Genomic DNA, 12,190 nt, shown 5'->3' on the forward strand with positions numbered 1-12,190 from the left:
CCGCGCCCGGGACCGCGCCGAACGCAGCGCCGAAGCCCTCGCCCGGCACGACGCCGCCCGCCGGGAGAGCGCCCGGGCGGGCGACCAGGCGCGCGCGGCGATCCGCATGGCCGAGGTCGCGAACGCCATCACCCCCGAGAACACGCGCGGCACGACCCTCGGCACCTACGTGCTGCTGCGCCGCTTCGAGGACGTGGTGCAGGCCGCCAACGCGCGCCTGCGGATCATGTCGAGCGGCCGCTACGAGCTGGAGGTGAGCGAGGAGCGGGAGGCGACGAGCCGGTCGCGGAAGACGGGGCTCGCGCTGCAGATCCGCGACCACGTCGTCGACCGCGTGCGCGAGCCCGCCAGCTTCTCCGGCGGCGAGACCTTCTACGCGTCGCTCGCGCTCGCGCTCGGCCTCGCCGACGTCGTGCAGGCGGAGGCGGGCGGGCTCCAACTCGGCACGCTGTTCGTCGACGAGGGCTTCGGCACGCTGGATCCGGAGACGCTCGACGCCGTGATGTCCGAGCTCGGGCGGCTCTCCTCGGGCGGCCGCACGGTCGGCATCGTCAGCCACGTGGAGGAGCTGAAGCAGCGCGTCGCCGACCGGATCGAGGTGCGGCGCCGCCCGGACGGCTCGTCGACCCTCACGTCCACGGTCGCCGACCCGGTGTGAGGGGCCGCGCGCCCGGATCGCGTCGGCTGCACGGCCCGCGTGTCAGCTGCCGGCCCCCGCGTCAGCTGAAGGGGTCGCGCCGCTTCGCCGCGAGGTGCCGCCGCCAGTAGAAGGTCGCGCCGCCGCCGAGGCCGGCCGCGAGCACGAACGCGACGACGCCCACGACGCCGAGGCCGCCGCCGGTCTGCACGGTGACGACGCCGAGGGCCACCATCACGAGGCACGAGCGCAGCAGGATGAAGGCCAGGGACCGGTCGCTCGTCATGCGGCGCCTCTCGGTGGAGCGGATGGGTGCGGATGGGTGCGGATGGGTGCCGGCGGGGTCGCGGTGCGTCGTGCATCGCGGCGCGACGCGGCCGCCGACACCCGAGCCTAGGCGGCGCGGCCGTGCGGATCCGGTGCGTCCCCGGGGCACGGGCGGGGAGCCGACGGCGGCCGCCGCGAAGAGCTGCCGGGGGACAGGTCTTCGCGGATCGGATATCCGCGGAGCGACGACCCGCTCTCTGACGGGGCCGCGCCGAATGACTGTCACCTCCCGGGAATCGGGAGGCGCCCTGCCGCGAGAGCACCATGCATGATGAGCGGGAGGGCGGAGATCACCGACGCCCAGAGACCGCAGGAACCATGACCACCACGCTGCCCCCCATCGAGACGAGGGATCCCTCGCTCCGCCCGCGCACGACGCACGCCGACGCTGTCGGGGTTGAGGCGTTCGTCGCCGCACCGGTCGTGGATCCGTCCTCGTCCGACACGGACCCCCTCGACACCGCGTCGCTCGGCACCGGCTCGCTCGCGCTCGTCGCCGGCGCGACCGCCGCCGTCATGGGCATGGCCGCCGACACCGGCTTCTCCGTCGCCGCGCCCGCACCGGCCCCCGCGACCACCGAGCCCTTCGTCCGCTCCGTGGCGTCCGGCGCCGACACCGACGAGGCCACCGCGACCTTCGCCCCCGTGCTCGAGGGCATCCGCTTCGCCCGCGACCGCCGCTCGGACTCCTTCTCCTACCGGTACGCCACCCTCGGCAGCGAGCGCGTGACGCTCCGCACCTTCCGGGTCGGGGGCCCACACTGGGCCGACGGCGCCACGCTGTCGGAGCACGTCGTCACCTGGTTCCTGGAGGGCCGCATCACGGTGGACCGCGGATCCCGCGCCTACTCGAGCACCGCCCAGCTGCCCGTGCTCCTCCCCACCGGCCGGCCGTTCCAGTACCAGGCGACCGCGACCCGCCAGAACTGCGTGCACCTCGACGCGGGCTTCCTCCAACAGACCGCGACCGAGTTCCACCACGGCCCCGCGCGTCCGCTCCTTTTCGAGCACCGCAGCGCTCCGACCGCCGAGATCGCGGCCACCTGGCGCCGTGCCGTCGCCGCGGCCGCCCCGATCATCACGGATCCGGACGCCTCCCCCTCATGCGCCTCGAGGCCGACCTCTCGCTCGCCCGCGCGACGCTGCGCCTCTTCCCCTGGGACGACGTGGAGCTGCCCGCCGAGCTCCGCGCGCCCCGCATGGCGCACATCCGCGTGGCCGTCGAGTACCTGCACCACAACGCGCACCTGCCGATCACGCCCGCCGAGGCCGCGGCCGCCGCCGGCATCTCGACGCGCGTCCTCCAGCTCGCCCTGCGCCGGCACCACGGACAGACGCCCACCGAGTACCTGCGCGGGATCCGCCTGCGCCGCGTGCGCGCGCAGCTCCTGGACGCGACGCCCACCTCGACGACCGTCCGCAGCGTCGCCGAGGAGTGGGGCTTCGCGCACCTCGGCCGGTTCGCGGCGTCGTACGCGGGCGTCTTCGGGGAGCTGCCGAGCGAGACGCTGCGGAGCTGACCCGGGCGGGGCGCGGGCCGCGGGCTGGGAGCTCGCCCGACTAAGTTGCACACACGTGTGCAGGCTCACTAGCCTGGTCACATGACCTCCCTCGCCTCCGCCCGCGCGCCCCGCAAGGACGCCGCGACGAACCGCCAGGCCCTCATCGACGCGGCCGTGGTCGCGCTCGACCGCGACCCGGACGCCTCCCTCGAGACCATCGCCGCCGCCGCCGGCCTCAGCCGTCGCGCCGTCTACGGCCACTTCGCCACGCGCGACGACCTCGTGCGCGAGGTGCTGCAGCGCGGCGCCCGGCGCGTCGTCGAGTCGCTCGAGGGGATCACGCATCCCGACAGCCGGATCCACCTCGCCCTCATCGGCGCGCGCCTCTGGGCCGAGGTCGAGCAGGTGCGCGTCATGGCCCGCGTCGCCGTGCGCGGGCCGCTCGCGCGCGAGGTCGCCACCGAGCTGGCGCCGCTCCGCGCCGAGCTGCTGCGCGTCGTCGAGCGCGGGATCGCGGCGGGCGAGCTGCGCAGCGACATCCCCGCCCCCACGCTCGCGCGGCTCGTCGAGGGCGGCGCGCTCGCGGTGCTCGACGAGGCCACGCGCAGCGACATCGGCCGCGCGGAGGGCCACTCCCTCGTGCTCCTCACCTCCCTCGCCATCTGCGGCCTCGACTGGCGGGCGGCCGGCGAGCTCATCGCCGCCACCCCGGAGCTCCGCGAGGCGGCGCCCCGCGCGGACGAAGCGCCCGCGACCACCACCCCCGCGTCGACCGCCGGAGCCGCATCGTGATCGTCACCCTCACCGACGCGCGTGTCGGCGACGGCCCCGCGCCCGCCCTGCCCGCGATCTCCCTCTCCTACGGCGGCCCGGATCCCGTGGTCGCCGTCGCCGAGACCGAGCTGCGGCCGACCGTCCTGTCGCTCGTCGCCTCCGGGCGCATGCGCATCGACGGCGGGACGCTCGCCCTCGACGGCGACGACGCCCCCGCAGCCGACGCCGACCCGAAGGCCGTCGCCGCGCGCGTCGCCGAGCGGGTCGCGCTCGTCGACACCCCGCGGATCAACGAGCCCGCTGACGACGTCACGCTCCGCGCGGTCGTCGCCGAGGAGCTCGCCCTCGCCGGGCACCGCTCCGGCCGGCACGAGGTCGGCGTGATCCTCGACGATCAGGGGCTCTCCGACCTCGCCCGGGCCCCCTTCTCGGCCGTCCCCGCGGTCGCCCGCATCCGCCTGCTCACGACGCTCGCCGCCTCGCGCGCGGGCGTCGAGGCCGTCGTCGTCACCTCGCCCGAGCGGCACGGCGGCGCGGTCGCCGAGTGGATGCGCGTCCTCCGCGACCTCGCGCGCTCCGGCACCGGCGTCCTCATCGTCACGAGCGAGGCCGCCGCGGAGGCCATCCGGGCCCTCCCCGCCGGCGACGCGATCGCCGCGCCCACCACCCCCGAACCCACCCCCTCGATCGACGGAACGCTGGACCGATGAGACTGATCCCCCTGGTGCGCGCCGAGCTGACGCGCCTCACCGCCACCACCATGTCCAAGATCGCGCTCGTCGCGCTCGTGCTGGTGCCCGTGCTCTACGGCGGCCTGTACCTCTGGGCGAACCAGGATCCGTACAGCAACCTCGACAAGGTCCCCGCCGCGCTCGTCGTCGCCGACCAGGGCGCCACGGTCGACGGGAAGCCGGTCGACTACGGCACCGACGTCGCGAAGGACGTGCTCGACGACGCGTCCTTCGACTGGCACGAGGTCTCCTCGGCCGAGGCGCGCACGGGCCTCGAGGACGGCACCTATGACTTCACGCTGACGATCCCGTCCGGCTTCTCGGCCGCGCTCTCGTCGTCCTCGGGCACGGATCCGCAGCAGGCCCGCGTGGTCATGGCGACCGACGACGCGAACAGCTACCTCGCCACGACCATCGCGCAGCAGGCGGGCGCCCGGATCACGAAGTCGGTCGCCTCGCGCGTCGGCACCGAGGCCGCGGGCAAGCTCCTGCTCGGCCTCGCCGACGTGCGCTCCAGCCTCGGCGACGCCGCATCCGGCGCGCAGCAGCTCGTCGACGGCACCGCGTCCGCGCGCTCCGGCGCCGACTCGCTGGCCGACGGCAACGGCAAGCTCGCCACGGGCGCCGACACCCTCTCCTCCGGGCTCGGCCAGCTCCGCTCGGGCACCGCGCAGCTCCCCGCGCAGACGCAGAAGCTCGCCTCGGGTGCCGACCAGGTCGCATCCGGTGCGGCGACGCTCTCGTCCGGCGCGGACGACCTCTCGACCGGCGCCGCCGCGCTCACCCCGGGCGCGCAGCAGACCGCGGCGGGCGCGCGCAAGGTCGCCGACGGGAACGCGCAGCTCGCGGCGCTCGGATCCACCGCCACCGCGGGCGTCGACCAGCTCGCCGGACGGGTCCCCGCGATCCGCACCGCGATCCAGCAGCGCATGCAGGACGCCGGGATACCGCAGGCCGACATCGACGCCGCGCTGGCGAAGCTCGACGTGCTCGGAACCGACATCACCGGCGCCGCGGGGAAGAGCGACGGTCTGAACACCCAGCTGCAGCAGCTCGCCGCCGGCAGCGAGCAGGTCGCGCAGGGCAGCGCCCAGGTCGCCGACGGCGCCGGGAAGCTGCAGACCGGATCCGCCGCCCTCGCCACCGGTGCGGGCACGCTCGCGACGGGCAGCCGCCAGGTCGCGGACGGCGCCGACGCGCTCGCCAAGGCCTCCCCCGCGCTCGCGGACGGGATCGCCCAGGCCGCCGACGGCAGCGCGACCCTCGCCACGGGCGCGCACTCCGCCGCCGACGGCGCGACCCAGCTCGCGTCCGGCCTCGGCACGCTGCAGGACGGCACGACGAAGCTGCGTGATGGCCTCGACTCCGGGCTCGACCAGATCCCCGCCTCCACCGAGGCCCAGCGCGGCGCGCAGGCGGACACGATCGGCGATCCCGTCGCGCTCCGCCAGGACGCCGTGACCCAGGCCGGCGAGTACGGCGCAGGTCTCGCGCCGTTCTTCATCAGCCTCGCCGCGTGGATCGGGATCTACGCCCTGTTCCTCATCGTCAAGCCGCTGTCGCGCCGGGCGATCACGGCCCGCAAGGCGCCGCTGCGGATCACGCTGGCCGGCTGGCTGACGCCCGCGCTCCTCGGCGTCGTGCAGATGGCCGGCCTCTACGCGATCGTCGCCGGCGCGCTCGGCTTCCGCATCGCCCACCCGCTCGCCATGTACGGGACGATGGTGCTCGCCTCGATCACGTTCGCGGCGATCATCCTCGCGCTCAACGTGCTGCTCGGCAGCGTCGGCCAGTTCCTCGGGCTCGTGCTCATGGTCGTGCAGCTCGTCACGGCGGGCGGCACGTTCCCCTGGCAGACCCTGCCCGGCCCGCTCGCGGCGCTGCACCACGTGCTGCCGATGAGCTTCGCGGTGGATGCGCTCCGCCAGCTCATGTACGGCGGCGACCTCGGGCAGGCGGCCCAGGATGCCGGCGTGCTCGCGCTGTGGCTTGTCGCGGGACTCGCCGTCGCGCTGGCCGGGGCGATCCGCATCACGTCGCACCGCACGCTGCGGGACCTGCGGCCGTCGCTGATCGGGTGACGCGGGCGCGCCGGCCGCCTCAGCGGTCGGCGCTCGGGGGCCGTCCGTCGAGACGGGCGCGCTCGCCCAGGCGGATCCCGAGCGCGAGCGCCAGGCCCGCCAGACCCGCGACGAGCACCACCCCGCCCACGACCGCAGTGGTCGTGAGGAAGTGCACGCCGGATCCGCGGAACGGGTTCCCGGGACCGACGGACGCGAACGAGCCGATGACGACCGGCTGCGCCAGCGCGACGACGAGCGCGACCGCCCCGCCAGCGGTCGCGAGCACCGCCACGGCGAGCAGCACGCGCATCCCGGTGCGGCTCATCGGAGCGCCTCGAGCGGGTTCGCCGCGAGCTTCGCGACGACGCCGCCGTCGACGAGGCGGCGGGCGGCCGTCGTCGGCTTCCGCTCCGCCTGGTCGACGACGCAGGCGCCGAACTCCGCGGCGAGGTGGCCGCGCGGATGCAGCGCGAGCACCTCCCGCAGGTACTCCTCGGGCAGCGCGTGGGCCCGCGCGCCGGAGATGTCGAGCCCGGTCGCGACCTCCAGCAGGTGCCCCTCGACGTCGAGCTCAGGATCCACCGACGGCCAGTTGTGCCGCACGATCGCGTCGAGCACGCGCTGCCTGCGAGACGCCGGCCAGCCCGCGCCGGCCGTGAGCGCGACCCCGACGTGCCCGCCCGCGTGCTCGTAGGAGACCGTGTGGTTGTCGAACTCGGCGACCGTGCCGATGTCGTGCAGCACGGCGGAGACGTAGAGGATCTCGTGGTCGACGTCCGCCAGCCCCTCGACCACCGCGAACGCCTCGGCCCAGAGCCAGGAGCGGAGAGCGTGGGCCGTGATCGCCTCCGACTGGTAGCTCGTGGCGAGGTCGAGGGCGCCGCGGGCGGCCGCCGTGTCGGGCACGGGGAAGTCGGCGATGCGCATGGCCCATGCTGGCATGGTGCCGACCGTCCACCCGGCCGCCGCATCCGATTCACCCGCCGCCCCTACCGTGATCGTCCGTGACCCAGGACCCGACGACGCCTCCCTCCTCCGCGCTCTCCCGACGCGGCTTCCTCATCACGAGCGGCGCGGCCGACGCGCTCGGCGTGGCCGGCCTCGGCGGGGCGCTTCCCGCCACCGCGGCCACCGCGGCCGACGTCGCGGACAGCGCGACGGCGAAGGCACCCGCCGCGCAGCAGGGATCCGGCGCGCGCTGGAAGCCCGACACGACCTCGCCCCGCTTCACGATCGCCGTGCTGCCCGACACGCAGTACCTCTTCGACGGCGCGTCGATCCACCCGGAGCCGCTCGAGGCGTCGCTGCGCTACGTGCTGGCGGAGCGGGATCGCCACAACATCGTCTTCCTCGCGCACCTCGGCGACGTGACGCAGAACGGCGCCGCGAACGAGATCCAGGCCGCGAGCGCGCAGTTCACGCTCCTCGACAAGGCCGGCGCCGCGTGGAGCGTGCTCGCCGGCAACCACGACGTCGACTCCTCCACCGACGACCAGCGCGGCCGCACGCCGTACCTCGACGCGTTCGGGCCGAAGCGCTTCCGGAAGTCGCCGAGCTACCGCGGATCCAGCCCCGACGGCTACAACTCGTTCCACACCTTCACGGCGGGCGGCCGCGACTGGCTCGTGCTCGCGCTCGACTGGCGCACGAGCGCGCGCGGCGTCGAGTGGGCGCGCGGCGTGCTCGCGGCGCACCCGACGCTGCCGGTGATCCTCACGGCGCACGACATCGTCGACTCGAAGCCCGACGGATCCGCCGTGCTCGACGACTACGGCCAGGGCCTCTGGGACTCCTTCATCTCCCAGCACGACCAGATCTTCCTGACCCTCAACGGGCACTACTGGAAGCCCGGCCGCACGACGATGCAGAACCGCGCTGGCCACGACGTCGCCATGCACCTCGTGAACTACCAGGACCGCTACTACGGCGGCGCCGCGATGATCCGGCTGTACCACGTGGACCTCGAGCGGAACGCGATCGACGTCGAGACGCTGTCGCCGTTCATCCTCGGCGGCGGCCTCGGCACGGGCAACGAGCTCGCGGACGAGGAGGCCTTCCTCTCCGGCGACGTCGACCGGTTCACGGTGAGCGTCGACTTCGAGGCGCGGTTCGCGGGCTTCGCGCCCGTCCCCGCGCGCCCGGCCCGCCCGGCGTCGCAGATGCTCGTGGCCGGCACGGTCGCGTACTGGCGCTTCGACGGGCACGCCGACGGATCCGCGCTCGGCACCGCCACCCGCATCCCCGACGCGTCCGGCCGCGGCAACGACCTCGTGGTGGCGAACCGCGCGGGCGCGGCGGCCGGATCCCTCCGCTTCGCCTCCGCGCACCACGACGACCAGCCGGGCTTCGGCAGCCTCACCCTCACGGGCGGCAAGGAGTCGGGCGACTACCTGCGCACCGTGCCGGGCGCCCCGCTGGACGCCGCGACCTTCCGCCAGGGCTACACGGTCGAGGCGTTCGTCCGCATCCCGGCCGACTTCGACGGCGACGCCGACGGCTTCAGCGCGATCCTCTCCCGCGCCGCCTCCGCGAAGGACGCGGGCAGGACGCCCGGCGACGCGGGCGACCCGGACGAGCCCGCCGCGACCCTCAGCGTCTCCGGCAGCCGCGAGATCCAGTGGTGCGTCTACCCGACCACGCAGCAGGGATCCCTCACGAACTGGTCGCACGAGCTGCCGCCGGCGCGGTGGTGGCACGTGGCGGTCGTGAACGACGGCCAGCACACGACGATGTACGTCGACGGCTGCCCGGTCGTGCGGAACCCCTCGACCGGGAACCGCGGGCTGGCCGCAGCGTCGCCCGCCACCTCGTGGCTGCTCGGTGCGAACCTCTACGCAGGGAAGCTCGACCACGTGCTCCCGGCGTCGATCGGCGACGTGCGGATCGTGGAGCGCGCGCTGAAGCCGTCGGAGTTCATGATCGCGTGACGCATCTCGACGCGTGCGATGGGGCGCGGCGATCCGGATTTCCGAATCGCGAGGCTTGATCCGGAAAATCGGATGCGCTAGAGTGATCCGGATAAGCGGATCACATCCGTCCGCGACATCGCGACGGGAGACAGCATGCGCACGGCGGCCATCACGGATCCGACCACCCTCGGTCTCGTCCTCCGCGAGGCGCGTCTGCAGCGCGGGATGACCCAGCGCGAGCTGGCCGCCGTCCTCGACGTCCGGCAGAGCTACATCGCGGAGATGGAGCTCGGCAAGTCGATCAAGGCCCTCGAGCGACTGTTCGACTTCGCTCGCGAGACCGGTCTGACGCTGAGCGCCGACCTCGTCGACGATCCGGACGCCCGCTGATGCGGCTCGCGGTCGAGCTCTACGGCGAGCGCCTCGGTGAGCTGATCGAGAGGCGGGGCGGCTTCGACTTCGTCGCCGACCCGCAGGCGGTGGCCGCACACGGCATCGGCAGTCGACTCCTCTCCGTCGCCGTCCCGCTCATCACCCGCGCCCGGCCTGCGGACGCCGCCCTGCGCCGGAACTTCTTCGACGAGCTGCTACCCGAGGGGCGCGCGAGGACCAGCCTGGCCGGACGCGCAGGAGTCACCGCCGACTACACGATCGGCATGCTGGCCCGCTACGGACGCGACGTCGCCGGGGCCCTCCGCATCTGGGACCCGGAAGGCCCCGACGAACCGCGGAAGCCCGAAGCCGTCCCCATCGACAATCTCGGCGTGGAGAAGTCGATGAAAGCCGTGAGGGCGGCACCGCTCGGCAACAGCACCGCCCGCCGGATGTCGTCGCTCGCGGGAGTGCAGGACAAGATCGTGCTGGCCCGGACGGCGTCCGGCTGGGCGGAACCCCTCGACGGCTTCCCTTCCACCCACATCATCAAGCCCATCCTCATGACCATGCCGACCCTGATCTTCGACGAGGAGTACGGCGCGCGCATCGCCCGGCATCTCGGCCTGCTCGACTACGCGACGGAGATCAGGATGTTCGGCCGCACGTCGGCGCTCGTGATCGAGCGTTACGACCGCGATCCGGGCTCACCCGACGGACGCATCCATCAGGAGGACTTCAACCAGGCGCTCGGCATGAGCGGCGACGGGAAGTACGAGGACGACGGACACCCGGGCCTCGCCGCCATCGCCCGCGTCGTGCGACAGGCGGACACGGGATCGCTCGCGCGGCTCGCGCAGATGATGACCCTGTCAGCTGCCGTCGGGAACCTCGACATGCACGCCAAGAACCTGTCCTTGCTCCACCGCCCGGACGGGTCGATGACCCTGGCACCGGCCTACGACATCGTCCCGCAGCTGCACCAGGACGTCGACCCCGTCATTGCCCTCCACGTCGACGGTGTGCGACAGCACCGCGACCTCCGAGCCGTGCACCTCATCGCCGAGGCGCGGTCATGGGGACTGCGCGGCGCCGATGAGCTGGTCAGGACGACCATCGCGGAGATCTCGGGATTCGTCGCGACGGAGGAGCCGGACGCCGGGGCCGCACCCGACCTCGCGCGCTCCATCTCCGCCCTCTGCGCACAGCTGCTCGACGATGCCCCCAGCTCGACACCTGACGCGGGCACGGACGAGGGCGACCCGCCCCTCCGCTACCTGCCGGAGAGCCCCGGCGGGTGGGGCGGCCCCGTCCGCCGGTGAGATGCGGCCGTGGTGGCCACCCGGCCTCAGAGCTCCGGGTGGTCGTCCTCGAGCAGGTGGAAGCGGCGGTCGCGGTAGACGAGCGGCGGGGCGGGCTCGCCCAGGATGACGTCGAGGACCTCGGCGACGACCAGCACGGATCCGCCGACCGGCACGGTCTGGATGGTGCGGCAGCGGAGGGCGGCGCGCGCGTCGGCGAGCAGCGGCTCGCCGGTCGGCAGCTCCTGGAAGCCCTGCTCCTCGGTGAATCGCGGGGACCCGGAGACGGCGAACGCGCGGGCGAGCGCGGCGTGCTGCCCGGCGAGCAGGTGCACGAGGTAGGTGTCGGCCCCGAGGATCGCGCCGGCGGATCCCGTGGCGCGCGTCACCGAGAACGACAGGGCGGGCGGATCCACCGAGAGCGACGCGACGCTCGACGCGGTGAGGCCGGACGGCCCGTCAGCAGTGCGTGCGGTGATGAGCGCGACGCCCGCCGGGTGCCCGCGGAACGCGGCCTTGAAGAGGTCGGGGTCGGCGCTCACGCGGGCTCGCCCTGGCGCGGGACGGCGGCCACCACCGGGTGGTCGTACGCGACGGTCCCGACCTTCACGGCGCCGCCCGGGGATCCCATCTCGGCGAAGAACTCGACGTTGGCCGTGTAGTAGTCCGACCACTTCTCGGGCAGGTCGTCCTCGTAGTAGATCGCCTCGACCGGGCACACGGGCTCGCACGCACCGCAGTCCACGCACTCGTCGGGGTGGATGTACAGGCTCCGCTCGCCCTCGTAGATGCAGTCCACGGGGCACTCGTCGATGCACGCGCGGTCCTTCACGTCGACACACGGGAGGGCGATCACGCAGGTCACAGGGCGTCCTGACGGGTGGCGGCCGACGCGGCGGCGGGGGTGGCGATGCGCATGGTCTCCACGTTAGAACCTCACGTACCCTTGAGGTCAATCGAGGGGGGACGTCGTGGCGGATGCGCAGGCGGGGCCGCGGCACGCGCCCGGCGAGCAGCTCACGGTCGGCGAGATGACCCGCCGCACGGGCGTCGCCGCCTCCGCCCTCCGCTTCTACGAGGACCTCGGCCTCATCGCCGCCGAGCGCACGGCCGGCAACCAGCGGCGCTACGCGCGGCACATGCTGCGACGCGTGTCGCTGATCACGGTGGCCAAGCGCCTGGGCATCCCGCTCGCCGACGTGCAGTCCACCTTCGACGACGTCCCGCTCGACCGCCCGCCCAGCCACGCCGACTGGCAGCGCGCGTCCCGCAGGTGGAAGCGCCTGCTCGAGGAGCGGCGCCGCGGCATCGAGCGGCTCGAGCGCGAGCTGACCGGCTGCATCGGCTGCGGCTGCCTCTCGATGAAGGCGTGCGGGCTGCTGAACCCGGACGACGCGCTGGGCGACCGCGGGGCGGGGCCGCGGCGGGTGCAGCTGGACTGAGCCGCGGGCGCCGCCCTAGCTGTACTGGGTCATGACGTTGGTGACACTCGGGCCGCGGGCGTGAGCCCGTGGCTTGAGTGGATTCGTTCAGTGTTGTAGTGCTCGATGAAGGGGTCAAGCGCGTCGGCCCGG

At 74.1% G+C, this 12,190-nt stretch carries 15 protein-coding genes and 2 pseudogenes; 10 read left to right on the top strand and 7 right to left on the bottom strand.

Translation table 11 applies throughout. The features are described 5' to 3' along the window. Window positions 1-658 (top strand): SbcC/MukB-like Walker B domain-containing protein (locus HDR73_RS05865; protein WP_287136289.1); only part of this gene is annotated, 658 nt, incomplete at its 5' end. A 61-nt stretch (window positions 659-719) separates the two neighbouring features. On the opposite strand, the gene HDR73_RS05870 is transcribed toward HDR73_RS05865, so the two are convergent. Beyond that, entirely contained in the window at window positions 720-923 is a 204-nt protein-coding gene (locus tag HDR73_RS05870; protein WP_011931895.1) for a hypothetical protein, read from the bottom strand. 331 nt (window positions 924-1,254) lie between these two features. Beyond that, window positions 1,255-1,623 (bottom strand): hypothetical protein, encoded by a 369-nt coding sequence (locus HDR73_RS05875; protein ID WP_041464627.1) that lies wholly within the window; start codon window positions 1,621-1,623, stop codon window positions 1,255-1,257. Window positions 1,624-1,690: 67 nt separating this feature from the next. Between HDR73_RS05875 and HDR73_RS05880 the strand changes: the two are divergent. The 5 genes and pseudogenes from HDR73_RS05880 to HDR73_RS05900 all read left to right on the top strand — a co-directional run. Next, a pseudogene (locus HDR73_RS05880) lies at window positions 1,691-1,975 on the top strand (AraC family transcriptional regulator); the annotation flags it as partial. Window positions 1,976-2,067: 92 nt separating this feature from the next. Continuing rightward, on the top strand, window positions 2,068-2,484 hold the full coding sequence (locus tag HDR73_RS05885) for a helix-turn-helix domain-containing protein (protein ID WP_223842631.1): 417 nt from the start codon (window positions 2,068-2,070) through the stop codon (window positions 2,482-2,484). An 81-nt stretch (window positions 2,485-2,565) separates the two neighbouring features. Then, a complete protein-coding gene (locus tag HDR73_RS05890) occupies window positions 2,566-3,258 on the top strand; it encodes a TetR/AcrR family transcriptional regulator (RefSeq protein ID WP_012299459.1) in 693 nt (230 codons plus the stop codon). Then, window positions 3,255-3,950, top strand: a complete 696-nt coding sequence (locus HDR73_RS05895) for a hypothetical protein (protein ID WP_012299460.1) — start codon at window positions 3,255-3,257, stop codon at window positions 3,948-3,950. Before HDR73_RS05890 ends, HDR73_RS05895 begins: the two co-directional genes overlap by 4 nt. Then, entirely contained in the window at window positions 3,947-6,052 is a 2,106-nt protein-coding gene (locus HDR73_RS05900) for a YhgE/Pip family protein (RefSeq protein ID WP_012299461.1), read from the top strand. Before HDR73_RS05895 ends, HDR73_RS05900 begins: the two co-directional genes overlap by 4 nt. Before the next feature lie 19 nt (window positions 6,053-6,071). Here the strand turns inward: HDR73_RS05900 and HDR73_RS05905 are convergent, their stop codons facing one another. Both HDR73_RS05905 and HDR73_RS05910 read right to left on the bottom strand, forming a co-directional pair. Next, window positions 6,072-6,359 (bottom strand): hypothetical protein, encoded by a 288-nt coding sequence (locus tag HDR73_RS05905; protein WP_012299462.1) that lies wholly within the window; start codon window positions 6,357-6,359, stop codon window positions 6,072-6,074. Further along, a complete protein-coding gene (locus HDR73_RS05910) occupies window positions 6,356-6,976 on the bottom strand; it encodes an HD domain-containing protein (protein WP_012299463.1) in 621 nt (206 codons plus the stop codon). Before HDR73_RS05910 ends, HDR73_RS05905 begins: the two co-directional genes overlap by 4 nt. Before the next feature lie 62 nt (window positions 6,977-7,038). Here HDR73_RS05910 and HDR73_RS05915 point away from each other — a divergent pair, with 62 nt between their 5' ends. The 3 genes from HDR73_RS05915 to HDR73_RS05925 all read left to right on the top strand — a co-directional run bounded on the left by HDR73_RS05915 (window position 7,039) and on the right by HDR73_RS05925 (window position 10,637). After that, on the top strand, window positions 7,039-8,961 hold the full coding sequence (locus HDR73_RS05915; protein WP_012299464.1) for a LamG-like jellyroll fold domain-containing protein: 1,923 nt from the start codon (window positions 7,039-7,041) through the stop codon (window positions 8,959-8,961). 135 nt (window positions 8,962-9,096) lie between these two features. Beyond that, window positions 9,097-9,333 carry a helix-turn-helix domain-containing protein gene (locus tag HDR73_RS05920; protein ID WP_012299465.1) on the top strand — a complete coding sequence of 79 codons (237 nt, stop codon included), beginning with the start codon at window positions 9,097-9,099 and terminating at the stop codon, window positions 9,331-9,333. Further along, window positions 9,333-10,637, top strand: coding sequence for a type II toxin-antitoxin system HipA family toxin (locus tag HDR73_RS05925; protein WP_012299466.1), 1,305 nt, complete (start codon window positions 9,333-9,335; stop codon window positions 10,635-10,637). The genes HDR73_RS05920 and HDR73_RS05925 overlap by 1 nt, the downstream gene beginning before the upstream one ends. Window positions 10,638-10,663: 26 nt before the next feature. Here the strand turns inward: HDR73_RS05925 and HDR73_RS05930 are convergent, their stop codons facing one another. Together HDR73_RS05930 and fdxA are read right to left on the bottom strand one after the other, a co-directional pair. Further along, on the bottom strand, window positions 10,664-11,158 hold the full coding sequence (locus HDR73_RS05930) for a flavin reductase family protein (RefSeq protein ID WP_012299467.1): 495 nt from the start codon (window positions 11,156-11,158) through the stop codon (window positions 10,664-10,666). Beyond that, a complete protein-coding gene (fdxA, locus tag HDR73_RS05935) occupies window positions 11,155-11,481 on the bottom strand; it encodes a ferredoxin (RefSeq protein WP_012299468.1) in 327 nt (108 codons plus the stop codon). Before fdxA ends, HDR73_RS05930 begins: the two co-directional genes overlap by 4 nt. Window positions 11,482-11,587: 106 nt before the next feature. Here fdxA and soxR point away from each other — a divergent pair, with 106 nt between their 5' ends. Then, a complete protein-coding gene (gene soxR, locus HDR73_RS05940) occupies window positions 11,588-12,058 on the top strand; it encodes a redox-sensitive transcriptional activator SoxR (protein ID WP_012299469.1) in 471 nt (156 codons plus the stop codon). 29 nt (window positions 12,059-12,087) lie between these two features. Here soxR and HDR73_RS05945 read toward each other — a convergent pair. Then, window positions 12,088-12,190, bottom strand: a pseudogene (locus HDR73_RS05945) (IS481 family transposase); the annotation flags it as partial.

It is taken from the genome of Clavibacter sp. (genome assembly GCF_014802555.1).
Taxonomy (GTDB): Bacteria; Actinomycetota; Actinomycetes; order Actinomycetales; family Microbacteriaceae; genus Clavibacter; species Clavibacter sepedonicus.

Excerpts from the sequence above, each read along its gene's own strand:
- HDR73_RS05870 (WP_011931895.1), bottom strand. The coding sequence starts at position 923 with ATGACGAGCGACCGGTCCCTGGCCTTCATCCTGCTGCGCTCGTGCCTC.
- HDR73_RS05875 (WP_041464627.1), bottom strand. The coding sequence starts at position 1,623 with ATGCCCTCGAGCACGGGGGCGAAGGTCGCGGTGGCCTCGTCGGTGTCG.
- HDR73_RS05885 (WP_223842631.1), top strand. The coding sequence starts at position 2,068 with ATGCGCCTCGAGGCCGACCTCTCGCTCGCCCGCGCGACGCTGCGCCTC.
- HDR73_RS05890 (WP_012299459.1), top strand. The coding sequence starts at position 2,566 with ATGACCTCCCTCGCCTCCGCCCGCGCGCCCCGCAAGGACGCCGCGACG.
- HDR73_RS05900 (WP_012299461.1), top strand. The coding sequence starts at position 3,947 with ATGAGACTGATCCCCCTGGTGCGCGCCGAGCTGACGCGCCTCACCGCC.
- HDR73_RS05905 (WP_012299462.1), bottom strand. The coding sequence starts at position 6,359 with ATGAGCCGCACCGGGATGCGCGTGCTGCTCGCCGTGGCGGTGCTCGCG.
- HDR73_RS05910 (WP_012299463.1), bottom strand. The coding sequence starts at position 6,976 with ATGCCAGCATGGGCCATGCGCATCGCCGACTTCCCCGTGCCCGACACG.
- HDR73_RS05920 (WP_012299465.1), top strand. The coding sequence starts at position 9,097 with ATGCGCACGGCGGCCATCACGGATCCGACCACCCTCGGTCTCGTCCTC.
- HDR73_RS05925 (WP_012299466.1), top strand. The coding sequence starts at position 9,333 with ATGCGGCTCGCGGTCGAGCTCTACGGCGAGCGCCTCGGTGAGCTGATC.